Genomic DNA, 26,256 nt, shown 5'->3' with positions numbered 1-26,256 from the left:
ATGAATCAGAACAGCAATGGGTCTTATCGAAAACTACGCCGCACCGTGACGTTGGGCGTATGCGGGATTTTGTTACTGTTTGCACTGTTCATCGTTTATGTGGTCAAGAATGAAAGTATCAATCGCCTTCATGGCTTGGCAACTCATACTTCTGCCGCGACCAGTGTCAACGAGATTTTGCTATATCGTGTCCTGGTCGATATCGATCGTGTTTTATTGAAAACACGGCTCTTGCTGAAACAGAGTAAGGCCGATGAATTGTTGCGTGGTTCATTGCAGAGCGAATTGGCAGCCAATCCTGAGCAAATCGATTTGTTAATTGTCGATCGCGACGGTGCGGTCATTCATTGGACCAGTTCCGGCGATAAGCCGGTTTTGCATGATCATCCCTCTTACACCTATCATTTAAATAGTTCCGAAGATCAACTGTTTGTGAGCTCGCCAATATCTTCATCGATAAGCGAAGGGAGCTATGAGGTCTCATTGAGCCGGCCCTATTTCGATGATGAACAACATTTTGCCGGAACGGTGGTTGCGATTGTTTCGATTGATCGCTTGGCCGAAGTTTTTGCCGCTATTGAACGTGCGCCAGGGTCGACTTTGGTCGTGATCAATAATGATAATGAGGTGTGGTTTCGCAACCCGCGCGTGCCTGGCGACTCCGGCACTCGATTGCGTGAAGTGCTGGAGCCTTATCGAGACAAAAGACAACGGTCGGGTAGGGTGATATCGCCCTTTGACGGTAAGGCGTATTGGGTTGATGAAAAGCGCATGGCCGATTTTCCTTTGCGAATAGTGACGTCCGCCGAAATGACTTCGGTGATGGCCGCCGAGCGCGCCATGATTGCTTGGGCGATAGTGCTGTTTTTAGTCGTTTCGTCAGTGTTGTTCGTATTGTTGTATCTGATACGGCGACAGCTGGCCGATTTAGAGCTGAGTGACAATGCATTACAGGAAAGTCACGATCTATTGACGAAGCTGTCCGAACAGGTTCCCGGCGTTATTTATCAATTTCGATTGTTTTCCGATGGTCGATCTTGTTTCCCTTTCGCCAGTTGCGCCATTAAAGACATATATGAAGTCACGCCTGAGCAAGTGCGTGAAGATGCCGCTTTGGTGATCGCGAGAATACATACCGAGGATCGGAATAACGTGATGTCTTCTATCCGGGAGTCGGCTATCTCGATGACGCCATGGCATCAAGAATATCGTGTAATATTGCCGAAACAAGGTTTGCGTTGGCTGCGAGGGGATGGTCGACCGGAAAGGCTTGAAGATAACAGTGTGCTCTGGCACGGCTTCATTACCGATATCACCGAGCGAAAACTTTATGAGCAAGCCGCTCAAGAATTAAACCGCGATTTCAATACCTTTCTCGACAATACGTCGGATTATGTGTATTTCAAGGATCAAGACAGTCGTATTCGCTTTTGCAGTAAAACATTGGCGACGGTTACCGGTTACCGCAATTGGCGGGAATTAGTCGGTAAACACGATTCGGAAATTTTTCCGAAAGATATCGCGCGTATCTATGATGAAGAAGAAAAGCCTATTTTTAAGGATGGAAAGCCGTTGATCAATAAGATTGACCCTTACTATGACTTACAAGGACAGCTCCGCTGGGTCAATACCAATAAGTGGCCGGTATTCGACTGCGACGGCAAGACGGTTGTCGGATTGTTCGGTATTAGCCGCGATGTGACCGAACAGAAACGAGTCGAAGAAGAATTGCTCCGATCCAATGTCGATCTCGAGCAATTCGCCTATAGCGTGTCGCACGATATGCGCCAACCTTTACGCATGATCACAGGTCATCTGCAATTATTGGAACGCGCTTTGCGCGACACCTTGGATGATGAAGGCAGAACCAATATGGCTTTCGCGCTCGATGGGGCTAGACGCATGGACGCGATGATCGTTTCGTTACTAGATTATTCGCGCGTGGGGCGAAAAACCGAGCCGAAGACATGGCTGGAAAGCAAGGAAGCGCTGGATGAAGCGATGGGGTTTTTACAGCCGGATATTGTCGGCACGCAGGCTGAAATTGATGTGCGAGGAGAGTGGCCGACTGTCTTTGCCAGCCGCGACGAATTGAGTCGTTTGTTCCAAAACTTGATCGGTAACGCGCTTAAATATCGGGAAGCGGATAGTCAGCCGCGCATCGAAATTAGTTCGGGTGTCGATTCGGCTAACTGGCGGGTGTCTATTCGAGATAATGGCATCGGTATCGATCCTACGCAAATCGATCGGCTATTTCAGTTTTTCAGCCGTCTTCAATTAAGGTCCCGTTACGAAGGAACCGGCATGGGGCTGGCATTGTGCCGCAAAATCGTCGAACATCATGGGGGAAATATTCGCGCGGAATCGCAAGGCGAGGGTTGCGGGAGCACTTTTAGTTTCGAACTCCCTCTTAACAAGCCGTCGCAACAACATGCCGAGGGAGCGTTTGATGAGTAAGGCTTCGACCCCGCTGAAAGCATTGCTTGGCGTTTCGATAATATGGACCGCTTCGGTGGCAGGCTTCTTTTTTTGGGATAGCCATATGTCTATTTGGTACGCGCAGGAAATGGCTATCAAGGAAGCGCGTAGTCATTTCAATAAAGACGTGGCTTTGCGCAAATGGGCCGCACGCCATGGCGGCGTCTATGTTCCAGTCGATGCAAGGACTCGCCCGAATCCTGCCTTATCGCATATTGCCGAGCGGGATATCAGCACACCGTCCGGAATCAAACTGACATTAATGAATCCGGCGTATTTGATTAGGCAAGTCATGGATGAATACGAAGAGCTTTATAAAGTGAAAGGAAGAATCACCGGCTTTAAGCCTTTGAACCCCGATAACTTTCCCGATGAATGGGAGGCGGCGGCCTTGCGCCAATTCGAGCGGGGCGAAACGGAGGTTTTTGAGAAAACCCTGATTAACGGCGAGCCTTATCTTCGCTTGATGAGCGCTCTAGTGGCCGACGAATATTGCTTGAAATGCCACAGCAGGCAAGGGTACCGTGTCGGCGATGTCTTAGGAGGCGTCGGCGTTTCCGTGTCGCTGCAATCTTATCTGGAGGGTGCGGCGCGGGTCGATCCGGAAAAAATGCTATTGTTGACCGTTATTTGGATAATGGGTTTGGCTGCTATCTATGCCATCGGATTATTAATTCGGCGGCGCGTCGAGGAGCGAACGCTTAACGAGGCTGCATTAATTAGAAAAAATCAGGAAATTGTCAGCGCGAATGCGTATCTGACTCGATTCGCCGAAATTTCGGCTCATCATTTGATGGAGCCGATCCGGCGTCTGGTGAGTTATAGCCAACGCTTGCAAGGACACTTAAAAACCATGCCGGATTCGCATAATGATGAGGTTTATCAAGACTTGCAAGTTTTGGAACGCGACGCCGCGCACTTACGAATGTTGGTTAAGGATATTCAATTATTTCTAGCGGCCGGCGAGCCGGTCGAAAAGGTTGGCATTCAGGATGTCGATGCGCTGCTGTCTAATCTACTGCAACGCCTAGAGTCTCGCATTAAACGCGCTAATGTGCGATTACACATCGATAAATTACCTCCGGCTACATTAGATAAATCGCGGTTGACCGATTTGTTTTGGATATTGATGGACAATGCACTAAGCCATGGCTTGCCTACCGATGATGACGCCGTTCCTGAAATTCATATCAGCGGGGAACGCGTCGGCAAACTCAGCCGTTATCGCATCAGCGATAACGGCCCCGGTATTCCTCTGCAATACCGGGAGAGAGTTTTTGAAATCTTCGAGCGATTGACTACGACCGATAAGCCTGCGGGTGCCGGTATCGGTTTGCCTATCGCAAGGCGTATCGTCGATAGCAGGCACGGCAAAATAGGACTGGAAGATTCGCCGTTTGGTGGAATAAGCGTAGTTTTCGAATTGCCTGATGATAATTAAGGTTATGTTCAGAATGTATTATCCCAAAAAGAGCAGTTGAGAGCTTCAAACTACCGTTCGCCCTGAGCCCCTTCGGCTACGCTCAGGAGAGCCCTGTCGAAGGGTGAACGGTAGTTTGAGGCTTCACTAATCCGGTGTAAGTGTTGTAGACCCTTCATGCTTCGACTTGGCTCAGCACGAACGGTCTACAACACTTACCAACTGATCTTTTTAGGATTATTCCGAAATTTTTACCAGCCAACCGTCTTCGCTGATGCATTTAATGATCGGCGACCTAAGCTTGACGTTGATTCTCGCATGAGTACCTTTTAATTCGGGGGGCAGTTTGCCTCGCACGACATAAAAAGGGTCCTTGAATTCGGTGGTAATCGCAATCGGAATCTTTTTGACGGTGACCTCAAGATTTTCCGGTTTGTCGAATCCGAAGGCATTGAAGGTGATGTCCGATTCGGGCGCGACTTCGGCCAAATGTGCCGGTACCAGTTTGTTTTTGTTGATTCTTAATTTCTGACAAGCGGAACCGCCGCCACCGCCGGCGCCATGTCCGTCATGCATACTGGAATTGCCTTGAGCATGGACTGAACTGAATTGCAATAATAAACAACAAGCGATCAAAGGTTTGATGAGTTTCATAATGTTTCCTTATATTTTTTCTAATTGTCGAAACGCGTAGAGTAAAAGGTAGCCCGGATAATCTTACTGCCTCTTGCTCAAGCGTTAAATATACTCAATAACAGAACCTCCGCGCACTAAATTTTTCAGAGTTTTTTTGTCTGAAATTGTTCAAGCCAGTTCAGGCTGTCGAGAGTCGTTCCGAATGGTCTGTACTCGGCACCGGTCCAACCGGAATAACCTGAATTCCGTATCGTATTGAACAAACGCTTGAAATCGATGTTCCCCGTTCCTGGCTGACCGCGTCCCGGGTTATCTGCAAATTGGATGTGACCGATCGTTTCGGGGTGCCGGTGAATCAAGGCCTCAGGGTCTTCGTTCATCATCGATAAGTGATAAATATCGACTTGCAATAAAATATTGGGGTGATTGAGTCGTTCGAGCCAGTCGAGCATTTGCGCGCCGCTATGGATAATAAACCCCGGCATATCGATTGTATTGATGGCTTCGAAAACCGTGTTGACGCCGAACGGTGCAAAGGTGTCGGCCGCCAAACGCAGATTGTCGCCGAATGTTTGCAGATAGTCATCGAGCCGGCTCGGATTCATACAGCGCCCGGGAAGCACGTTGACTGCTTTAGGTTGCAAAACCTCGATATAGTCGACAGTTTGGGCCAAGGCGGTTTTAAAGCGCTCGCATTTCTCGGGAACTGCGGCCAAGCCTTCGCCGCCTATCAACAAATCGTCCGCTTCGACATTAAACAACACCAATTGCAAGCCGGTTTCATCCAATTTGGCGCGAAGCGCATCTATGCTTTCGCTATAAGGAAACTGAATTTCGACCGCGCTAAAACCGGCGTTTTTGGCCGCTTCGAAACGATCCAATAGCGGCAATTCGGTAAACAGCATGCTGAGGTTGGCGCTGAAATTGATCATCGGGAATGTTTATCTATTGATAAATAGGTTGCGGATAACGTAATTAATATTTGGTATAGCTTTTTTATCATCACCGTTCGAATAGCTTGATCAACGTAGCCGGGTCTTGTTCGAGAAAGCCTTGACTGCCGTGTAATTGCATCAGTTGTGCGGCAAGGCCCGACATCGGGATGGCATTACCTTGATCGGACGCCAAATCCACCGCCATATTCAAGTCTTTTAGCAAGGTTTTGACGCGCCATTTAATCGGTTCGAAAATGCCGTCCGCCATTTCCGGTCCGACGATTTGTAAAGGTTTCGAATCGGCAAAGCCGCCCGCCAAAGCTTCGGGGATTTTAGCGGCATCGACGCCGGCCTGTTTCGCCAAAGCCATCATTTCGGCGATCACCAGCACATTGCAACTGACGATCATTTGATTACAGATTTTTGCAATTTGTCCGCAGCCGACCTCCCCTAAGTGCGTCAGTTGGCGGTAGAGCGGAGCCAAAACTTTGCGCGCGGTTTCGATATCGTTATCGGTGCCTCCGGTCATGATCGCCAAGTTGCCTTGTTCCGCTCCTTGCACTCCGCCGGAAACGGGCGCATCGACCCAAGTCATGCCGCAGCGTTGTTGTAATTGTTCGGCCAGACGACGTGTCGTGGCAGGATCGATGCTCGATAGATCGATTAGCAGTTTACCGGGTGCGCCGGAGTTAAGAACATGATTTTCGACGACCGAAGCGACGGCTTGCGAATCGGACAGGCATAATAAAACAATATCGGAAGACTGGACCAATTGCTCGATCGAATCGCAGGCAAGCGCGCCCGCTTCGACGACCGGTGTCAGCTTGTCTCGGGAACGGTTCCAGACGTTGACGCGAAAGCCTGCATCGAGCAAGCGTAAAGTCATTGGTTTGCCCATCAAGCCGATACCGATGAAGCCTAAGGTTCTTTTGTGTTGCGTCATGCTTGAGTTTTTTGTTCCAATTCGTACGTTGCAGTAGGGTTAAAGCTGAGGTGGTTTAGTCTGCGAGTTTCCCACTTAAGGTGGGACAAAAGCACTAAGGATTAACCGTAAGCTCACCACGAACGGATTAACCTTAAGCTGTCCCGCGTTAAGTGAGTAGCCAGTCTGCTGTAAGGAGCAGAATCTTAATGCAATCGATCGGCGTTTGCAAAAGCTTGATAATTACTCGCGCAGAGGCGCAGAGCTTAAGTTTCCGCAAACGTTGATTAACAATGCGCGATATCGAAGTCGCATAGGCTAAAATACAAGTCTTTAGTGACGCTCCTTCGTCATGAAAAACTCTGCGCCTCCGCGCCTCTGCGCAAGACCAATGAAACCCCAAGGAGACAATTTTGAAATTTGCAAAAACACCGCCCGTTGCCGTTCTGGCCGTATTCCTGACGCTGTCGGCCATGACCGGTCATGCAACGGAAAACAAAATCGCAGTCGCCAGCGCGCATCCGTTGGCGAGCCATGCCGCGCTGGAGATGATCGATCAAGGCGGCAATGCCTTCGATGCCGCGGTTGCGATTAGCGCGGTATTGGCTGTAGTCGAACCGGCCGGCTCCGGGTTGGGCGGCGGCGGTTTTTGGTTGTTGCACCGCGCTTCCGACGGTTTCGAAACGATGCTGGACGGACGGGAAACAGCTCCGTTGGCCGCACACCAAGACATGTATCTCGATGCCGAAGGCAAGGTCATACCAAAACTGTCGATCGATGGGCCTCTGTCGGCCGGAATTCCAGGCGTCCCTGCGGCCTTGGTTCACTTGGCCGAGCATTACGGTAAATTACCCTTATCGGCTTCGCTGCAACCGGCGATTCGCTATGCGCGCGACGGTTTTATCGTCGGACCGCGCTATCGCCGCTTATTGTCATTTCGCTTAGCGCAAATCAAGGCATCCTCGGCGGCGACCGCGATATTTCTCGATAACGGCCAAGTACCCGGCCCCGGTTGGACTTTGCGTCAGCCCGATTTAGCGAAGACTTTACAGCGGCTCGCCGAATTTGGAGTAGTCGGATTTTACGCCGGCGAAACAGCGGAAAAACTGTTGAGTTCGGTCAAAGCAGCCGGCGGTATTTGGACTCAAGAGGACCTCGACAATTACCGGGTAGTCGAAAGAGAACCAGTCAAAGGGACTTATCGCGGCATTCGGATAACCGGCGCGGCACTGCCGTCAGCCGGCGGCATCGGCTTGGTGCAGTCCTTGAATATACTATCCGAATACGATTTGACCGCAATCGATGCGCTTACCCGCAAACACCTGGCAATCGAAGCTTTGCGCCGAGTCTATCATGACCGGGCTTTGTATTTGGGCGATCCCGATTTTATCGATGTTCCGGTCTCGCGTTTGATTAATCCTGATTATGCGGCCGGCCTTAGAAGTACGATTCGCAAGGATAGACCGATGCCGAGCGTGATGCTCTCGGGAGGTATTCCGGAACAAGCCGGCGGCGACAACACGACGCATTTTTCGGTGATGGACGGCGAAGGCAACCGGGTTGCCGCTACCTTGAGCGTTAACTATCCATTCGGCTCCGGGTTCGTTGCCGAAGGTACCGGTGTGATTTTGAACGACGAAATGGACGACTTCGATAGCCGGCCGGGCGCGGTGAACGTATACGGCTTGATCGGCGGATTGCCGAATGCAATAGCGCCCGGTAAGCGTATGTTGTCGAGTATGTCGCCGACTTTTCTCGAAGACGGCGAGCGCATCGCGGTATTGGGAACGCCGGGCGGTAGCCGCATTATTTCGATGGTCTTGTTGGGGATATTGGACTTTGCCGACGGCAACGGTCCGAATTCCTGGGTGAGCGTGCCGCGTTATCATCATCAATATATTCCCGATGCCGTGCAATACGAACCCGGCGGCTTGTCCTCTGAAGAATTGCAAGGTCTTGAAAAATTAGGCCATCGGTTACGCGAAACATCCTACCGGTACGGCGATATGCAAGCGCTGCAATGGCATAAGCGGGAAGGCCGCTTCAGTGCCGCGAGCGACCCTCGTGGCGAAGGTTTGGCGGTGATTCGCAATGACTGAAGCGACTCTGAAGCCCGGTTGCATCGAAATAGAATACGGCAAGCTTTACAGTATAAATGTATTGAATCGAAACTATTATGACATGCTGAGCGACAGCGAACGGTCGACTGCGATGCAGCGGCGCACGGCCGAAATGCAAAACCGCTATGTCGAGATTCATGCAAAAAAACGTCTGGCGTTGTCCGAACTCTTGAAATGTAAACCCGAAGCCCTCGTTTTTGCGGCCGGGGCGAACGGCAAACCCTATTTACCCGATTATCCGGACTGGACATTCAACCTGTCGCATTCGGGCGATTATTTTGCGTTGGCCGTGGCTCGACAGTGCCGTTTGGGTATCGATCTCGAGGCGTCAAGAAGCCGGTCGAATCTGGCCGGTATCGTTAAGAAATGTTTCGCGATCGAAGAGATAGCATATTGGGAAGCATTGCCGGAAGAGGAGCGGGTTTCAGCGTTTTACCGTTTTTGGACTCGTAAGGAAGCCTTTGTGAAAGCGACCGGCCGAGGCATCGCCTTGGGTTTGAATCGTTGCGTGGTCGACCCGAACGAGTCCGGACGGATGTTGCGAGTGCCCGAAGAATTCGCACCGGCATCGGACTGGCGGATTGCCTGTAACTATTGGAAACGTGACATTTTTTGCGCGGTCGTGATCGATCGCGCTATCGAGAAAATTCAATGGCGAGAAATCGTATGAAAAAAATATTTCTTGGTTTGGCGGTTTGTTTATTTTGGTTGATCAGTGCCGAAGCTCAAGAACGTTATCCAGCCGAACGATTGGGCCGTGGCCGCTTGGTTTTCGAAAAGTCGCAACAAGCGATCGAGCTCGAAGTGGCGATGACCGAAAGCGCCCGGTCCAGAGGCTTGATGTTTCGCAAAGCGCTTGCCGAAAATACCGGCATGCTGTTTATTCATCCTAAAGAAGATGTACTCGGGGTTTGGATGAAAAACACCAAAATTGCGTTGGATATTTTGTTTATATCGCCCAGAGGCAAAATCGTGTCGATTTTGCAGCATGTTAAACCTTGTATCACGCCTGTTTGCGGGGTCTACGATTCGCGAGTCAAGGCGTTGTATATGCTGGAGGTAAATGCGGGAACCGTCGCACGGTTGGAAATAGTGCAAGGCGATCGGGTTTTGATTGAGTTGGAAGAATAGTATTAAAGGTGAAAGGTGAAAGGTGAAAGGTGAAAGGTGAAAGGTGAAAGGTGAAAGGGGAAAGGGGAAAGGGGCAAGATGAAAGATAATCTCCTGTCCGCTCACTGCTCACCCTCGTCAATACCCCGTCAACTCCACATAGCCGAATCCTGTAACTGGCAGCCCGCGATGAGTGCCCGCTAACCTTGCTGCGCCTTCCCAATAACGGAAAGCCAAATTCAATTCCTGATCGTTGAGCAGCGGCTCGACTTCGAGTTGCAATTGCTGTTTCGGTATCGTCAAACGCCAGCGGGACGGATAAGTTCGCTTGGAATTCGGACTGGTCCATTCGTCTAGTACTTCGATCTTCACGTCGCCAACCTGTAGCGCGACCGGGTTTGATCGAGCCGGGATCAACGTACCGGAGCTATGCGGATCGATGCCGCCGTCCTTGAGCCGAAGTTGGTAAACCATCAGTTCGGTATCGTCCGATAGCTGTAGCGAAAACCAGTCCCAGCCGGCTTGATCTTCCGATAAAGCGCTGGTGCTCCATTCCCGGTCCATCCAACTACTGCCGGACACCGGAAAATTTTGTCCGTCGATCCTAATGCTTCCCTCGGTCGAAAGCCGGGTATAGGAATAATAATAAGACGCGTTGCCGGCCTTATCGCTTTTTCGGCTGAAACCGCGGTCGCCTTGTAAGACCAACGGTTTTTGCGTGCTCAATAATAGGTCGATCGCGATATCCCGATGTTCGGCTTTTAGGTGCATCGGAAAAATGCCGCCGTTTATTCCTTCGGCAGACCAATCATGCAACCAGACCTGAAAACGGTCGTTACGCGCGCCGGCCAAATCCAAGGCGGTTCGGCTGAAACGCTCGGCACTGTGAAACCGTCGTCCTTTAACGTCGGTTACTGTAAAGTGCGCCATGTACAAGTGTTGGTCACGCCAGGCTGATTCCGACTCTATATTGTCGGGCGCCAGTGCAAAGCGGAAGAAAGTCAATTGATAACCGAAGCGGCGTCCATTCGGGCCTTCCAGATTGCCGGTAAAATACCACCATTCGCTACGGTAATCGTCATGCGCGCCATGATCTTCCGGAAACAGGAACGGACGGGGCTCTAGTACCTTCGCGTAGCCTTCGCTATCGGCCGTCAACGGACTGCTGAACGAGGATTCCTCAAGGACTTGGTCTTCGCCGACCGAACTGAAATGCAGCCACACTGTTAGTATGGCGATAAGACAAAGCACGAAAAAGAGAACGATTTTTTTCATTATTCAGCCCGCAATGCTTCGGCCGGACGGGTACGAGCCATTCGATAGGCGGGCAATATACCGGCTAACAGCGCCGCGAATACCGCCAGCAGTAAACCTTGAACCAACACGGCAGGGTCGACATGAAAGGCCATTGTCCAGCCGAATGAACGCAAGTAAACGATATGGATCAGCACGTAAGCGACAAACAGGCCGACCGGAACGGCGATCAAACCGGCCGTTAATCCCATTAAACCGGTTTCCGTGCAAATCAAACCGGTCAATTGGCGGGGCGTCATGCCGATTGCGCGCAGAATGCCGAGTTGCCGGGTGCGCTCGAATTGTAGCGCCATCAGTGCGCCGAATACGCCGACGAAAGCAATGCCGGCCGCGAGCCAACGCAAGGTTTCGGTAATCAAAAATGTTTCGTTGAAAACTTGCATTGAAGCATCGAAAATCGCACGGCTGGATTTGAGTTCCATGCCTTGCTGAAGCAGGTCGCGCACACGGTTTTCCAATACGTTCAAATCGATTCCCATTACTCCGTAAACACCGATGCCGGTATAACCCAAGTCCGGCCAATAACGAAGATATTGCGTTCGGCTCATCGCAAGTCGGCCTCGGTCGCCGCTGTAATCGTAATAAATTCCGAGTATCTTAAAGTCTTGCAATCCGTCTGCCGTTTGCAGTTTGATGCTATCGCCGGTTTTGAGTTTATTGTGATAAGCGTAAGGTTCGGTCACGATAACTGCCTGTTGTTCCTCGAAGGCTCTCCACAAATCAGCACCGAATGTTTGCTTGAAGATGAAGCCGTTTTTCGACGCATCGGTCAATTCGAACGCAGATATCTTGACCGGCTTGTTGCCGGCGACGACTTGGCTATGCAAAACGGTGCTAACTTGATCGACTTCGGCAAGTTCTGCGATAACCGCTTTCAATTGTTGATCCTTGACGGCTTTGTCGCGGGTCGTTTTATCGCTAGTTAACGAGACATAGAGATCGGCTTGCAAGGTTGTGTTGAGCCACTGTGCGACGGTTACGCGAAAACTGTCGATCATCAAATTCATGCCGATGGTTGCGGCAACCGCGATCATCAGTGCCGCGATCGCGACGCCGGTACGGCTAATTTCAGCGCCAACCATGCGCGGTGGTAATCTGCCGAGAATGCCGAAGTGCCGGCCGCTCAACGCTTCTACCACGGACATGAAGCCCAAAGTTGCCGAAGGCGTAAGCAATGCAAAGCCGAACAACAGTAAAAATACGCTGGCGAGTCCCAGTTGTATGCTGGTTTCGGACAAAAAGCCGACGGCGAATCCGGCCGTGATCAATAGTAGGCCTAACAGCAATACCGACCGGGTCAACCGCCGGGTTCCGGATTCCAATTGCGAGCGAGTCAGTGCGTGCTTCGGCGAGAAACGGTTCGCTTCGCGAAGCGGCGGTATCGCGGCTAGTAGCGTGGCGCCGATACCAAGGAGAATGGCCTTGCCGATTTGCAGCGGAGAAACCGATAACGATAATCTATCGACTCTGAAATAAAGCGTATCGACTGTGGCTGAAACGGGTTGCAGCATGATTTGGCCGAGCAACAGCCCGAGCCCGATGCCGAGCGTTGTCCCAATGGCGGCCAGCATCAGTGCTTCGGCTATAATCATTCGGCTGATTTGCTGCCGCGTTACGCCGATCAGGCGTAAATTGCCGATTAAGCCGCGCCTTTGCAGTACTAAAAACGTCATGGTGTTATAGATTAAAAACATGCCGACCAACAGCGACAAAAGGCCCATCGCGGAGAGATTGATGGAAAAGGCCTCGGTCATTTGCTGCATCGATTCGAATTGCGTTTCGATCGAGACCAACGAAACATCGCCCGGCAAAAGGTCGGCGAGTCGAGGTTGGACATTCCGAGTGCCGTTATCCGGAATAATGACATCGATATAACTGAGCTTGCCGAACCAGCCCGTGATTTCCTGAACTGTCGAGATATCGGCGATCACGATATTGCGAAGCGCTTCCGTTGCGGCAGCGCTCCCGGGGGAGATCAAGTCGACGATACGCAACCGATGGTCGCCGGTGCCGGTCGTCACGACCAACTCATCGTCGATATTCAATCCCAAAGCTTCGGCGGTCTGTCTGCCGATTAATGCGGTATTCGCTTCGGCGACTAAGCGAATCGCTGCTTGCGCACCGTCTTGTCCGCTTTGCCAGCCGGAACGAAAGGCGTTTTCGGCGAATGGATCGATACCGATCACACGGAGTTTAATTTCCGGATTTTGTTGGATAGGAAGATAGGTTTGCAGTACCGGTGCCAGGTTGCGGGTTCCATGCTCGACTCTCAGCTTGCGGTAAAGCATTTCATCAAGCCCTCCTTCGCCACCAGCAATGCGGTGCGTGGCTTTTCCCGAAACCGTTCGTTCGGCTTGTTTAAATGACTGTAGCGCGCTATCGAGCGCTAAATCGATAGCGATCACGACCGCGACGCCAAGCGTGATGCCGAGCAAGGCGAGCGCTAGTTGCCAAGGGTGTCGCAAGAGAAAATTACGGCCGGCACGGTTGAGTATCGTATTCATGGGTTAATCGTCGGTTTCGATCAATGCATGGTCGCGGATGGTCAAAATACGGTCGGCGATGCCCATGACTTCACGGCTATGCGTGGCAAGTATCAGCGTTTTTCCGCTTTGCCGAACCAGTTTATCCAATAATGACATGACCTGTTGACCGGTTTGTAAATCCAGATTACCGGTCGGTTCGTCGGCCAGAACCAATCCCGGATCGTGAATCAGCGCGCGAGCAATCGCGACGCGTTGTTGTTCGCCGCCGGAAAGTCGGTCGGGATAGGTATCGAGCCGATCGGACAATCCCAGAGAGTTCAATAAATCGGTTGCCTTGTCTTGGTCTTTTCTAGTTATGCGCCGGATCAATTCCAAAGGCAACAATAAATTTTCCAACACCGTCAACGTCGGTATCAATTGATAGGATTGAAACACGAAACCGATATGATGTCGGCGAAACAAGGTGCGCCGATGTTCCGAGAGCACGGTCAGATCGATACCGTCAATAACGATACGGCCGCTATCGGGCCTGTCGATACCGCCGAGCAAGTTCAACAAAGTCGATTTTCCCGAGCCGCTCCGCCCCAACAAAACCAACAATTCCCCGCGTTTTACTGATAACTGCAGGTTATCGAAAATCGTAACGGGCCGTCCCGATTCGCTGTAGTTTTTGGTTAGTCCGTTGAGTTCGATGAAGGTTTCGTTGCTGGTTGGAGGCATGGGAGTATGGATTAGGCTGGATGTAGGTTAATTTTAAAGGGGAAAAGGGAAAGAAGTAAGCAGTAAGTAGTAAACCAAGAAAGAGCAGTTGGCATAGACCGTTCGTGCTGAGCCAAGTCGAAGCATGAAGGGTCTACAACACTTTCACCGGCTTGGTGAAGTCTCAAACTATCGTTTACCATTCGACAAGGCTCTCCTGAGCCTAGCCGAAGGGGCCCTCCTGAGCGCAGCCGAAGGGGCTCAGGGCGAACGGTAGTTTGATACACTCAAATGATCTTTTTAGGGTAAACGGTGAATGATGAAAAAAACAAAGTTAGGCTTTATTGTTGACAATTTCTTTTGATTCCATGTTTCGGCACCATTCAGTAATACAGGAAATGACGCATGATGTTGTTTTTGATATCTGTTGTAGCTTACTATAGCGATTATTCAAGTTTTCATGGAGCCATTGAGATGGCGCTTGCGCAAGAAGATTTAATAGAAATTCAAAGGCTGATTGATCAGAGTATTGCCGCCCGTCCGGAGCTGGTTAATGCCAATGTCCGTTATGAGCTTGAGCTTCGTGAACGAATTGTTCGGGTAGAGGAGGAGCTTAAGCATCAACGGGAGTTGATGATGCAAGGTTTTGAGATGACTCAGAAGCGTTTTGAACAAGTCGACAAACGTTTTGAACAAATCGAAAAGCGTTTTGAACAAGTCGACAAACGTTTTGAACAAATCGATAAGCGTTTTGATGAAATGCTTAAGCGTCACGATCGGCATTTTCTGTGGCTAGTCGGTTTTATTGTGAGCTGCGCGGGTCTAACGATTGCTGCGGTGCGGTTTTTTTAATCCAGTCGGGAAACCGAGGTCACCCATCGTCTTGTTCCTAAGCGCCGGCTCGGGGATTCCCACTATACGCATCAAGCTAAGGATTTGGTCGTAAATAACTTCCCTATTTTACGGAGGGCTCGGTAACTCGATTGACAGGTTCGGCAGCAGGGCAGATTTTTTCGCTGTTTCCCAAGCTCCAGCTTGGGAAATCGATGCGTGAAGCTCTAGCTTCGCGGTACAAAGGAAAAGATGTAGCCGATGTATTTAATGCTCCATCGTTTGAAGTGTTAACAACCGAGCCAAATTCAATTGGCCGGACAAGTCTCGGGAAGCTAGAGCTTCCGGTTTCTGCCTTCCCAAGCTAGAGCTTGGGAAGGAGCGAAAGAACAAGCCATTCGCGACGCTTCGTTGTCGCGACTGAGACTCGGGAAGCCGGCGCTATTTCCCGACCGAAGCTTCGGAATGAGCGCAAACAGTCCATACAAGGCTTCCCGATAGCCCCGCTTACCGCTAACGCTCAACCCTCTATTTCGCTTTCAGCTTATCCAGTTCGGCTTTGGCTTCTTCCCTGCCTTCGAAAGCCGTATCCCCTTCGAGCGCTTTTTCCAGCGCTTTTATGGCATCCGCTTTCCGGCCTTTTTTCAGATAAGTCATGCCCAAGTGATAGTGCAAGTCCGGTATCCGGGCTTCCTTAGCGACGGCTTTTTCCAGGTGTTTCAAAGCTTCGTCGTAGTTGCCTTTTAGATAATTGAGCCAGCCGTAGGTGTCCATGAACGACGGTGCGTCGGATTCCTTCAAGGCTTGAGCCAGGTCGAAGGCCCGTTTTAGGCTGGCATCATCGCCTTTATTTGTCAGCAAGGCCGCCAGATTGTTAGTCGCCAGGGTAACGTCCGGTTTGATCTTCAGCACTTTTTCATAAGCTTCGATCGCGGCGTCTGGGTTTTTCGACAGTTCGTTGATCGCGGCGCTACCCATCAGCAACTGAACGCTGTCCGGTAAAACTTTAAGGCCGTCTTGATAGACTTTGATTGCTTTGTCGGTCTGCTCTGATCTCATATAGGCCGAAGCGAGATCATGATAACCCTTTTCGAATTTCGGATAGAGCTTGACGACTTTTTCGAAATGTTTTTCGCCTTGTTCGAATTGTTTATTGTGTAGATGCAATTCGCCGCGAAGCGCGAGGAAGGTTCCGTTTTCAGGCTGCTTGGCCAGTACGTCGTCCAACAGCTTTTCCGCTTCCGCGACTTCTTGTCTAGCCATATAGCTGGAAGCCAGAGCGCTAACGACGTCGACAGCCAGTGGTTTGATTTCCAGGGCTTTCTTCAAAGCATCGGTCGCTTCTTGCGATTTCCCTTGCGCCATATAAATTTGTCCGAGGCGGAAATAGGCCAAATCTTTGTTTTCCGACATTTCAAGCAGTTTTTTTGCGGTGGCTTCGGCTTTCTCCCAGTTTTTTTGATTTCCGTACAATTCTATCAGTTGGTTGGCGACTTTAGCGCCTTTATCGGAGAGGGCCGTAAGTCCGTTTTCGTAGACTTCGATGGCCTTATCGATCTGTTGCTGTCTCAAATAGGCCGACGCCAAATCCAAATAGCCTTGTTCGAACTCGGGGTAGAGTTCGACGACTTTTTTAAAGAGACTTTCGCCTTTTTCGAATTGCTTATCCTGTAGGTACAATTGTCCGCGCATCGCCAAGAATGCGCCGTTTTCCGGTTGTTTTGCCAAGGCATCGTCGAGCACTTTTTCAGCCTGTTTGACTTCTTTGCGCGCTAAATAGCTTGAGACCAAGCCGCTCACTGCGTCCATAGCAAATGGTTTGATTTCAAGCGTCTTTTTAAATGCCTCGGTCGCTTCTTGGGTTTTGCCTTGCGCCATGTAAAGCTGACCGAGTTTGAAGTGGCCTAATTCCGGTTTTTCTTCGTTATCGAACAACAACCGGGCGGTTTCTTCGGCTTTGTTCCATTTTTTCTGCTGGGCGTATAGATCGGCCATCATGATGGTTAAATCGGTGTCTTTATCGAATTGAGTACGCATTTTGCTCAATAATTCTATTGCTGCGTCCTCCTGTTTATTGCGCACCATTAATCTAGCCAAGTCTTTGGCGGCAGAAAGGTTTTTGGGATTGACGGCAAGAACTTTTTCGAGCGACTCTTTGGCCAAATCGATCTTGCCGTTTTGCAGATGCGTGCTCGCTAGCAATAACAAGGCTCGTTCCGAATCGGGGGCGTCTCTCAAAACGGTTCTTAAATCGGCGGTCGCCCCATCGAATTGCTTGTCTTGCAGCAGCAAGCCGGCGCGCATCAACAACGCGGCATTGTTGCGCTGGTCAGCTTCGATGACTTCATCCACCAAGCTGCGGGCCGTGGTTAGATCTTTCTCCTTCAAGGCAAGAGCGGCCAAACGGTTTTTGGCTTCGAGCCCGTCTTTTCCAATCGGATCGTCGGCGACAATTTTATTGAGGATGTCTTTGACTTGATCGGGCTGGTCTTGGTAAATCTTAAGCATCGCAAAACGGTAGCTGAAGTTTTTCGGATTTTGTTGGATCAAGTCTTGCAGCTTTTGTTCGGCAACCTCTTTACCGCGTTGTGCGATCAAAAAATCCACCATTGCCAATTTCGGCGATTCTTCGTCCGGGAATTGGGCGATCATTTTGTTCAAGACTTGCTCCGCTTCGTCAAGACGTTTATCGGCGGTATAAAACTTCGCTAAGCCTATGTAGAGTTCTTGTTTATCCGGAAAACGGTCGACTAACGAAACCATTTCCCGTTCTGCCGATGCTTTGTCGCCTTGAGCATTAAGTATGTTGATTTTGATCAAGGATAGGCTAATTGCCTTGGGATTCTGAGCTAAAGCCGTATCGATGGCTTCGAGCGCTTCAGGCAGTTTTTTCTCGTCGCCGTAGATCTTAACCATCAGCATCGTTGCTTCTTGATGGCCGGGTTCTAAGGTCAGTGCCTTGTTCAAAAGTTCCTTGGCTTGTGCGTTATCGTTTTTTCGTAAAAAAATAGCCGCTTTTAACGCGAGCGCGTCGGCATAGTCCGGTTGTTTCGCCAATACTAGGTCGGCTTTTTCCTCGGCTTGTTCAGCATTGCCGCTAACCAGAAATAGTTTGCCAAGCAGCAGTTGCGCTTCGTAGTGGTCCGGATTCGACTCGACGACCGAGGATAGAAGGCCGAATACTTTTTGCCAGTTTTGGTCCTTTTCTTCGACTTTGGCAAGGATATAAGCGGCATCAGAATTTTTGGGGTTGATTTGCAGTACGTTTTTTAATTCGACACGCGCTTTATCGAAGTTATCTTGGTCGAAAAAAGATTGAGCTTTTTCCAGATATTTTTGTTCGCGATCTTCGGCACTCCCGCACGCGGCAAGAAGCAGCACGCTCATCAGCAGTAACAATCGAGTAGGTTTGCGTAGTTTCATTTAAAGTTTCCGTTGCATTATTAGGTAAAGAAGTGATTGAAAGTATAGCTAAGGACAAGAGCTATAAAAGGTAGAGTTCTAATAAATCATGGTGTGATCGGCGATAAGTAAGGCTATTGTTAATTGTAAATGTTACAAATGTTTTGCAATAGGCTTTCTGCGATTGGTTTAAAAAGGCTATGTATGCGGTAATCGTTGAAAACATCCGCCACTACCGGAGCACTTATAAATCCAAAGTGAATTGTAGGGTATGCTGCGTGTACCTAGCGTCAGCACAAGGCAATACATGAGGGCATGTTAAACTACGGGTGGGACTGCTGTGGTACGCAAAGTGTACCCAACAGTCTTCAAGTTTCGACATTGGTGTCGTATTAATTTCAACTATTAACGCGAACATAGCCTTTGCTGAGGGTATAGAGCTTGTTCATTTTGCTTTGGGTAAAAATTGAATGGTAATTTCGACAGGCTTACGGTCATGAGATTAGCGAGGCATGAAGTTTAACTAAATTTAAACAGCAAAATTAAGGCCAAAACTTCACATAAATCCGTAAATCATTGCTTATGTAGATAGCGTCGCTGTTTCGGCTAATCCATGCTGGCGCTAAAGCGTGAATCCTAAATGAGCAATGGTGAGGGAAAAGCTGCATGAGTCGTTAAATAACATAGTTTAATTAATATGCTTTGATTATTCAGAGGCGGTGATAGTTTAGCGTTGTATTCCCCAAGAATCCGCCTTTTTCGGATGCCTATAGTAAACATAGGCTATTTTGCTCTCGTTATTTGCGATGGATAGTAACAAATGCCTTCTTAAATCAAGCGCTCATGGTGTGAAAAATGCCTGTTTCCGGGTTTTGTCATTAAATCCAAACTGTAACGGCAGTCAAAGTAACATTCATGAAGGCCCGTCCATCTCCTCTGCAAATGAAAATTCGAGGCGTAAGGAGGGTGCGGTATTTTGTTGCTGAGCTTTTGCATATCGAAAAATTAGATAAAGAGTCTATATCTACAAACTTTCATAGTAAGGATAGAAGATGTTATGAACGATTATTTAAGTCGCGGTCAAGCCGCAATCCAAGCGCGGAATACTGAAGAGGCGATTAAATGGTTTGAATTAGCTGTTAAAGAGGATCCGAAAGATGCTCAGTCGCTTGCTTGCTTTGGACAGGCGCAATGTTGGCATGGGCGAATCAAGGATGGATTGGCCTATCTGCGTTTGGCAGGTCGTTTTTTAGAAAAAAAGGCTAAAAAGAAAAGAGATACTAAGGAATTGGTGATGCTAGCCGAGCAATTGCAGTTTTGGAATGATTACGAAGGCTCTCTTGATTTGCTCAAAAGCACGGTACAAATTAAGCCTAATGAAGTTAGGGGTTTTCAGTTGCTTTCATTAGCCTATTCGAGACTCAATCAAGGGCGTGATGCGTTAACTGCAGGAAAGCGAGCCCTAAAATTAGCGCCTGAGAATATGGTGTTGAATATCTTGTTAGCGACCCTAGAAGCGGCAGAGGGTCGAGTGGATTCGGCGAAGATACGTCTTGAAAAAGTCTTACGCGCGTCGTTTAGTGCCGAAGAAAAATACCGGGCCCATAAAGAGCTAGCCAAGTTGCTCGATAAAGAGGGGCTATATGACCAAGTCTTTGAACATTTGCACGTCGCGGCCGGTTTTGCGAAACGATTGCCTGAAATAAACAAGCAAAATGAGCTTTTGGTTCCGAACATGCTGGCAGCAAATAAAGCGGGCTTTGATCGAGAGCTTTTAGGGCGTTGGTCGGTGGACGAGTTTAAACAGGAGTTGAGGGCGCCGGTATTTTTGATGGGCTTTATGCGCTCGGGGACTACGTTGAGTCAAGAGGTTATCGGTACGCACGGCGATATTTTGGTGGCGGACGAGCCTGATTTAATTGTTGCGTTAAGAAATGAACTCAATCGTATATCGGGATATCAGGGTACGACGCCGGAACAACTGAAAGCGCTGGATTTGTCGGCAATAAAAGAATTGCGAGCGTTTTATTGGAGACGAGCGCAAGGTCGATTTGGCGATGATATCGGTAGCAAAATGTTTCTAGATAAAACGACCATGAACACGATCGATATTGGTTTGATTAATTGCGTATTTCCCGATGCAAAAGTGATATTTGTGACGCGCGATCCACGCGATATTTGCTTGAGCTGCTTTATGCAAGTGATGACTCCTACGCCGGCGACTGTGCATTTGCTTGATTGGCGGTCGACAGCAGAATTTTATGCGGCAGTCATGGATTGGTGGATATCTATCAAGCAATCGTTAACGCTTGAGTGGATCGAATTTCGCTATGAAGATGCGGTATTGCAGTTTGAAGCGACATTTAGGCCGGTCTTTGATTTTTTGGGCTTGAGCTGGGAGGAGAAGGCTATTGAATTTCATAAAAATGCGTCGAAAAAAATAATCGTTAGTCCGAGTTTTAATCAAGTATCCAAGCCCCTTTATCAATCGTCACTGGCGCGGTGGAAAAACTATGAGTCCGAGTTTGACTCGATCATTGACGTACTAGATCCTTACATTAAGGCGTTTCATTATGATTTGCGGCAGGAATAGGCTGTCTTTTTGCTTCAATGTGCGTCATATCACACAATTTATTAAAAATAAGGGCATATCGCTTATTTATTATCTGAGATTTGAAAGGAGCTCGAGCTAATTATTCTAGTAAACCTATGAGATATAAAATAAATGTGGTTATGGCTAGGTTCTTGCTGATAACCTTGTTCGATTAAGGGTTGTAGTTTTTGTGCAATGTTTGACTTCATATCGTTGTTCACTAAAGATTGCGCGCAAATAATATGTGCTGATTAGCAAGATGCTTCAGCTTGCCGAAGCCAAGTGTCCGCGCAGGGGCCAGTCGTAGTCGCACAAACTACAATATGCTGTTACCCAAGTTCCAGCTTGGGTAACCTGTTCAGGAAGCTCTAGCTTCCGGGGTGTTTTTCCCAAGCTGGAGCTGGGGAAAAAGCTTGATGTGGGTTGGCCGTTTTTAGCTTGACGCGCATAGCTTGTGAGCCCCGTCCTGCTAGGGATATGCTGATCTTTGGGCTTTAACTGAAGAAACTTGCTAATCAGGTAATATGTTGAGCGAGTCTCTCGAAAATTTTCGGGGGGCCGAGTTTTTTTAGATTTGACGGATAATAAAAACGGTGAATTTTAAATGAGATTTATGAATAAACTGATATCGGGTTATTTATTGGTGGCGACACAAATAGCCTTTGCCCATGGTCCGGTCCCGTCTCCGTTGACCGATGCGGCGGTGCCTCCGGTTCCTGGTTTGGTGGATGGTCCCGACCCGATAGTCGTTGATAAAGACATGGCAATTGCTTTGGGTAAGGCGTTGTTTTGGGACGTCAATGTCGGCAGTGACGGCATGGCTTGCGGTTCTTGTCATTTTCATGCCGGAGCGGATGTCAGAGTAAGGCATCAGTTGAACCCAGGCGACAATAGCAGTAAACCGTCAGGGCAAATTTTTAATGTTACTGCATCCGGTTTGGGCGGGGCTAATCACACATTGAACCGGGATGATTTTCCCTTTCATCGGTTTAACAACCCTTTCGATCGTAATAGTGGTGTAGCTTTTAGCAGTGACGATGTCGTTGGATCGTCCGGTACGTTTAGCGGAGAGTTTACCGGCGTTTCCAGGTTGAGGGGTATAAACGACGAATGTAGTCGAGAAGCCGATCCGGTGTTTCATGTCAACAATGTCGGCACCCGACGCGTCGTGCCGAGAAATGCGCCTACCGTCATCAATGCGGTTTTCAATCATAGAAACTTCTGGGACGGTCGTGCCAATGATATCTTCAATGGTAGCAGTCCTTGGGGAAATCGAGACCCCGATGCCGGTGTTTGGGTGAAGGTTAGTGCAAGAAAAGTAAAAAAACAGCGGTTAAGCCTTGAAAATTCATCATTGGCTTCGCAGGCGATAGCGCCGCCTTTGAATTCAGTAGAGATGAGTTGCCGTAATAGAACATGGCCGGATATCGGCAGAAAATTGTTGTCAAGAAAGCCTTTGCAGTACCAAAAGGTTCATCATGAAGATAGCGTTTTTGCGCCGCTTAATTTGACGTTGAGTTCTCCGGAGAGTCTGCAGCCCGGCCTCAATACTACCTATAAGGATATGGTTAAAAAGTCGTTTAACCAAAAATATTGGTCTTTTTCACGCACCGGCCCATTTGGCGGTCGGCCCGGTCAGCAGGCTTACGATCAAGCCGAAGCCAATTTTTCAATGTTTTTCGGTATTGCATTACAGCTCTATCAGGCGACTTTGATTTCCGACCAGGCGCCCATCGATACCTGTCCGCGTGATCCGGCAACTTTCGAGCCGTTGGCCGAGTGTATTGGTGAATCCGCTAAACGAGGTATTGCCGTAATGGAGTTGGCGCATTGCAATCTTTGTCATGCCGGCCCGACATTGTCGACAGCGGCGGTAGTAACCAATGCAATGATTATCGATAAACTTGGACCTAACGGCATGGGGCCTTTTAGCGGCGCCGCCTCGGCCGGCATTAATAAATACGGCAACACGGTTACTCGCGATACGACCCAAGGCGGTCTAAGTAGCCCTAAGCTGATGGACTTCGGTTACTTTAATACCGGTGTTGCGGACCCGGATGGCGACCCTGGCGTAGGCGGTTTGGATGATTTTGGTAACCCGCTATCGCTTGCCGCTCAATATGTAGAGTATTTGGCCGGTGAAACGGATAAAGTTTTGGATGAGGGAGTAACAACCAATAGAGCTTGTGACTTTATTGCTCCGTTGTCATTGAATATCCCAATTAACTTTGGAGATATGTTTACTACGCTGGACGGTTTGATTCCGGATCCGAACGGAACTGAAGGTTGTTTAATAGAAACAAGGAATTATATTCCTACGGTTCAAGCGGCTCAGGCTCATAAAAACGGACCTAAATTGGGTCTGGCAACTAAGGCTGCGTTTAAGGTGCCGACTCTGCGAAATATTGAGTTAACCGGACCTTACATGCACAACGGTAGTATGGCAACGTTGAAAGAGGTTGTGGAGTTTTATGCTAGGGGCGGTAACTTCGACAACCCTCAATTGCACGGTTTGCAAGTTGCGCTTCCTTTGGCTAACAATGTCCAGGCCCGAGAAGATCTGATTGCGTTATTGAAAACATTTACCGACGAAAGAGTGCGATACGAACAAGCTCCGTTTGATCATCCCGAGATCATGATTCCAAATGGTCATGTCGGGGATAGGGATTTTGTTACGGCTGGGCATCCATTACATGCTGAATGGGCCAAGGATGAGTTTCTGGTAATTCCGGCGGTCGGTGCCAACGGTTCAATTGAGCCGCTCCTTCCGTTTGAAGCGTTGCTCGACGATTAATGTGGGTAGGGCGGTATTGTTCTTCGGTTAGGGCAATGCCGCTGCTAATGAATTTTATGTATTGAGTTTTATGCTCATAGAGTTTTGGATGTTTAGAAATGAAATCGATTAAAAGTTTATCAATCTTATCAATTGCTTCTTTCTTTCTTATGGCGAATGCGTCAACCGCTCATGCGGTTAGCAGTTTTGAGAGTAGCGCTACGCTTACCTATACTATCAATAGTATTGTCAATCTCGACAATCCGGGCGATCTTACCGGTTTGACGGTCAACGGATCGTTTGAATTGGAAGATTCCCAAACTTACACGGAATATACGGGCAATGGAACAAGTTCAATTAATCATTCCGATAGTTACTATGGCCCGGTCGAGGGTAATGTATTTTCCAAAACATTTTCATTGAGCGGCTCCGTCGGTAATGGTGATGTAACCTCGAATTATTTGGTTTTCTTCGACTTGGAGTTTATCAATGCTTCGAATGATAGCTTCGCTATCGATGTCGATTTTGCTTATGACCTGTCGGTTAATACGGTTGGCGAAGATGTATTTGCTGAAATGTTCCTGGATTATGGGGAAGAATTGACTAATGAGTATTTTTTTGAGGATCTTTCCGTGTTTGAAACAGGGACCGATCAATTGACGGGGTCGCATAAGTTTTTATTTACGCTTGGAGCATTTGAAGACCAGTTGATTTTGGCGGATGTTAATCAATTCGGAACAGCATCTGCCGTTCCGTTACCGGCCGCTATTTGGTTGTTCGGTTCTGCATTGTTCGGGTTAGTTGCTAACGGTCTCAGAAAACAAGCCGATTGTTAGTATCTATCGCTTTTCCTCGTTCCCACGCTCCTGCGCTCATCGTTATACACAAATATGGGTACATTTGCTAAACAGAGGTCATCGTATACCTGGGAACGGTGTTGTTTGATAAATCTGCGGATATTGAACATCAGTGGCTTCGAAATCGCGATCTGGGGATCGCTCCCACAGAGCATTCGGCCCCTTGTGGGAGCGACGCCTTCGTCGCGATTTCGAAGCCGGGTACGTTAATCAACAATAAAGGGTATCGAGGTCACATTCGCCAAGCTGGCAAGACGGTATCTACGACTTATGTATAACGGCGAGCGCTCCTGCGTGAGAATGCATACCGATCTTGGCTCGGCTTAAGGAGTGGTTTCCTGCGGGGGTGTGAGAAACTGGAAGTCAGGTAAGCTTGCCGTCCATGGCAGCTGGATTCCGCCACAAATCCGTATGGAACGGATTTGCATTTACCCGAAGGGCTCCAGGCAGGATAGCCCGGAGTGAATCCCTGGAGGAATGACGCGTTATTACCTCTATATAAACCCCAACCCGCTTCGGAAGTAATTAATGACAGGCGGATTCCGGACTTATACGGTTTCTTTTTCGGCTGAAAGAGACCAAACCGATTAAACCACTGCCCAGTAACCAGGCTGCTGCGGGAATTGGCACCGGTGATGCGCTAATGGTTAACTGATAATTTTCTACAGGACCGAAATTTTGTCCATTGACCACATTACCACCTAAATAGATCGAATAAATTTGCCCAGCTAATGCGGTAAAGGTGATATCTCCGGAATCGGAATGTGTTTCATAAATAACGTTGTTCGTTCCGTGAGGGTTGTTCTCTTTGGCAGGGTCTTCATAGGCGCCGGATATATAGCCGATATTCCATGCGGCATGACGGCTATAGCCGGCCGTTCCATCATCCATTCCTTTAAATACGCTTATTCCGAAGTTATTGATCAAAGGGCCTAACGATTCAGGGCTAAGAGTGATCACGGCGGTTACATGAGATTTCAATAATCCGTAATCCGTGTGATGCGCCCAACCTTGCGTAAACCCCGGGTTAGACTCGTTAACGGGCCAGGAGCCCCAGGCGCCGTCAGCGGTATCTATATCAACGTTAGCGCCGTAAACCGAAAGGGCATGTGCCTGTGAAACCTCATGGCTTTCATTGGCTGAGTGAATGGCTACCGCCCAGTTCATCGCCTGTTTACCGACATAGCCGAATGGGCTTTCGCCGCCCGTTGTGCCGACCCAAGGGACCTGTGCGCCGGAATTTCCGGAACCGTCTACTCGGGTCCATCCATCGGTACCGGATGAGGCTATGTAAGTGTTGTACATAACATGAGCAGAGGCATTCGGCATGGCGCCAACAGTCATTGCTGCGCTGGTAACGGCCATAGCAACTGCTTTAGCTAATGGTTTTTTTTTCATCGATTGAACTCCTTGTTTAGTTAAATATTTTTGCATTTTAAATTTCGGTAACGTTTTCATAGGCCGCTGTCGAAACATAATGCGCAAAGGTATGTTTTAGTAAGATTGGTTGTATTGTTTCCGGCCCTTGTAGGGAGGGGCTGCCAAGTGGTTCTGGGTAAATACGCATCTTTTTGAGGTCTTTCATTTGATTATCGGGGTAACGATTTGTCTAAAGGCTTATACCAAGATGCATAGGTATTTAAGGGACATTCAATAAATGTGAGGCTTACCTTAAGTCGC

18 protein-coding genes are annotated in these 26,256 nt (G+C 48.8%); 9 read left to right on the top strand and 9 right to left on the bottom strand.

The features are described 5' to 3' along the window. Both ACINK7_RS16030 and ACINK7_RS16025 read left to right on the top strand, forming a co-directional pair. The gene (locus ACINK7_RS16030; RefSeq protein WP_404356767.1) at positions 1 to 2,457 is read left to right on the top strand and encodes an ATP-binding protein; all 2,457 of its coding nucleotides are present in this window, start codon (positions 1 to 3) and stop codon (positions 2,455 to 2,457) included. After that, positions 2,450 to 3,919 (top strand): DUF3365 domain-containing protein, encoded by a 1,470-nt coding sequence (locus tag ACINK7_RS16025; RefSeq protein WP_404356765.1) that lies wholly within the window; start codon positions 2,450 to 2,452, stop codon positions 3,917 to 3,919. Before ACINK7_RS16030 ends, ACINK7_RS16025 begins: the two co-directional genes overlap by 8 nt. A 216-nt stretch (positions 3,920 to 4,135) precedes the next feature. On the opposite strand, the gene ACINK7_RS16020 is transcribed toward ACINK7_RS16025, so the two are convergent. From ACINK7_RS16020 to ACINK7_RS16010, 3 genes are all read right to left on the bottom strand, one after another. Continuing rightward, the gene (locus ACINK7_RS16020; RefSeq protein ID WP_404356763.1) at positions 4,136 to 4,552 is read right to left on the bottom strand and encodes a hypothetical protein; all 417 of its coding nucleotides are present in this window, start codon (positions 4,550 to 4,552) and stop codon (positions 4,136 to 4,138) included. Positions 4,553 to 4,677: 125 nt separating this feature from the next. After that, positions 4,678 to 5,466, bottom strand: a complete 789-nt coding sequence (locus ACINK7_RS16015) for a hydroxypyruvate isomerase family protein (protein ID WP_404356762.1) — start codon at positions 5,464 to 5,466, stop codon at positions 4,678 to 4,680. Between the two features lie 70 nt (positions 5,467 to 5,536). After that, entirely contained in the window at positions 5,537 to 6,412 is an 876-nt protein-coding gene (locus ACINK7_RS16010; RefSeq protein WP_404356760.1) for an NAD(P)-dependent oxidoreductase, read from the bottom strand. Positions 6,413 to 6,804: 392 nt separating this feature from the next. Between ACINK7_RS16010 and ggt the strand changes: the two genes are divergently transcribed. Genes ggt through ACINK7_RS15995 form a run of 3 tightly spaced genes read left to right on the top strand, consistent with a single transcriptional unit; the run spans position 6,805 to position 9,642 of the window. Next, positions 6,805 to 8,490, top strand: coding sequence for a gamma-glutamyltransferase (ggt, locus tag ACINK7_RS16005; RefSeq protein ID WP_404356758.1), 1,686 nt, complete (start codon positions 6,805 to 6,807; stop codon positions 8,488 to 8,490). Continuing rightward, positions 8,483 to 9,181 carry a 4'-phosphopantetheinyl transferase family protein gene (locus ACINK7_RS16000; RefSeq protein ID WP_404356757.1) on the top strand — a complete coding sequence of 233 codons (699 nt, stop codon included), beginning with the start codon at positions 8,483 to 8,485 and terminating at the stop codon, positions 9,179 to 9,181. The genes ggt and ACINK7_RS16000 overlap by 8 nt, the downstream gene beginning before the upstream one ends. Beyond that, positions 9,178 to 9,642 (top strand): DUF192 domain-containing protein, encoded by a 465-nt coding sequence (locus ACINK7_RS15995; RefSeq protein ID WP_404356755.1) that lies wholly within the window; start codon positions 9,178 to 9,180, stop codon positions 9,640 to 9,642. Before ACINK7_RS16000 ends, ACINK7_RS15995 begins: the two co-directional genes overlap by 4 nt. Before the next feature lie 117 nt (positions 9,643 to 9,759). Here ACINK7_RS15995 and ACINK7_RS15990 read toward each other — a convergent pair whose 3' ends face one another. The 3 genes from ACINK7_RS15990 to ACINK7_RS15980 are packed head-to-tail and all read right to left on the bottom strand — an operon-like array spanning position 9,760 to position 14,141. Further along, entirely contained in the window at positions 9,760 to 10,896 is a 1,137-nt protein-coding gene (locus ACINK7_RS15990; protein ID WP_404356753.1) for a lipocalin-like domain-containing protein, read from the bottom strand. Next, positions 10,896 to 13,439 (bottom strand): FtsX-like permease family protein, encoded by a 2,544-nt coding sequence (locus ACINK7_RS15985; protein WP_404356751.1) that lies wholly within the window; start codon positions 13,437 to 13,439, stop codon positions 10,896 to 10,898. Before ACINK7_RS15985 ends, ACINK7_RS15990 begins: the two co-directional genes overlap by 1 nt. Before the next feature lie 3 nt (positions 13,440 to 13,442). Further along, positions 13,443 to 14,141: an ABC transporter ATP-binding protein gene (locus ACINK7_RS15980; RefSeq protein WP_404356750.1), complete on the bottom strand. Its 699-nt coding sequence runs from the start codon at positions 14,139 to 14,141 to the stop codon at positions 13,443 to 13,445. 384 nt (positions 14,142 to 14,525) lie between these two features. Between ACINK7_RS15980 and ACINK7_RS15975 the strand changes: the two genes are divergently transcribed. After that, on the top strand, positions 14,526 to 14,972 hold the full coding sequence (locus ACINK7_RS15975) for a hypothetical protein (protein ID WP_404356748.1): 447 nt from the start codon (positions 14,526 to 14,528) through the stop codon (positions 14,970 to 14,972). A gap of 507 nt (positions 14,973 to 15,479) precedes the next feature. Here the strand turns inward: ACINK7_RS15975 and ACINK7_RS15970 are convergent. Continuing rightward, positions 15,480 to 18,374 carry a tetratricopeptide repeat protein gene (locus tag ACINK7_RS15970; protein WP_404356746.1) on the bottom strand — a complete coding sequence of 965 codons (2,895 nt, stop codon included), beginning with the start codon at positions 18,372 to 18,374 and terminating at the stop codon, positions 15,480 to 15,482. 1,036 nt (positions 18,375 to 19,410) lie between these two features. On the opposite strand from ACINK7_RS15970, the gene ACINK7_RS15965 reads away from it, so the two are divergent. From ACINK7_RS15965 to ACINK7_RS15955, 3 genes are all read left to right on the top strand, one after another. Further along, positions 19,411 to 20,946, top strand: a complete 1,536-nt coding sequence (locus tag ACINK7_RS15965) for a tetratricopeptide repeat-containing sulfotransferase family protein (protein WP_404356744.1) — start codon at positions 19,411 to 19,413, stop codon at positions 20,944 to 20,946. 613 nt (positions 20,947 to 21,559) lie between these two features. Then, positions 21,560 to 23,740 carry a cytochrome-c peroxidase gene (locus ACINK7_RS15960; protein ID WP_404356743.1) on the top strand — a complete coding sequence of 727 codons (2,181 nt, stop codon included), beginning with the start codon at positions 21,560 to 21,562 and terminating at the stop codon, positions 23,738 to 23,740. A gap of 149 nt (positions 23,741 to 23,889) precedes the next feature. Further along, complete coding sequence (locus ACINK7_RS15955) at positions 23,890 to 24,555, top strand: hypothetical protein (protein WP_404356741.1); 666 nt, start codon at positions 23,890 to 23,892, stop codon at positions 24,553 to 24,555. Between the two features lie 546 nt (positions 24,556 to 25,101). Here ACINK7_RS15955 and ACINK7_RS15950 read toward each other — a convergent pair. Together ACINK7_RS15950 and ACINK7_RS15945 are read right to left on the bottom strand one after the other, a co-directional pair. Continuing rightward, positions 25,102 to 25,974, bottom strand: a complete 873-nt coding sequence (locus tag ACINK7_RS15950; RefSeq protein ID WP_404356739.1) for a VPLPA-CTERM sorting domain-containing protein — start codon at positions 25,972 to 25,974, stop codon at positions 25,102 to 25,104. Positions 25,975 to 26,011: 37 nt separating this feature from the next. Continuing rightward, positions 26,012 to 26,161 (bottom strand): hypothetical protein, encoded by a 150-nt coding sequence (locus ACINK7_RS15945; protein WP_404356737.1) that lies wholly within the window; start codon positions 26,159 to 26,161, stop codon positions 26,012 to 26,014. Between the last annotated feature and the right edge of the window lie 95 nt (positions 26,162 to 26,256).

It is taken from the genome of Methylotuvimicrobium sp. KM1 (assembly GCF_044788715.1).
Taxonomy (GTDB): domain Bacteria; phylum Pseudomonadota; class Gammaproteobacteria; order Methylococcales; family Methylomonadaceae; genus Methylotuvimicrobium.
This window is presented reverse-complemented; position numbering and strand designations above follow the sequence as displayed.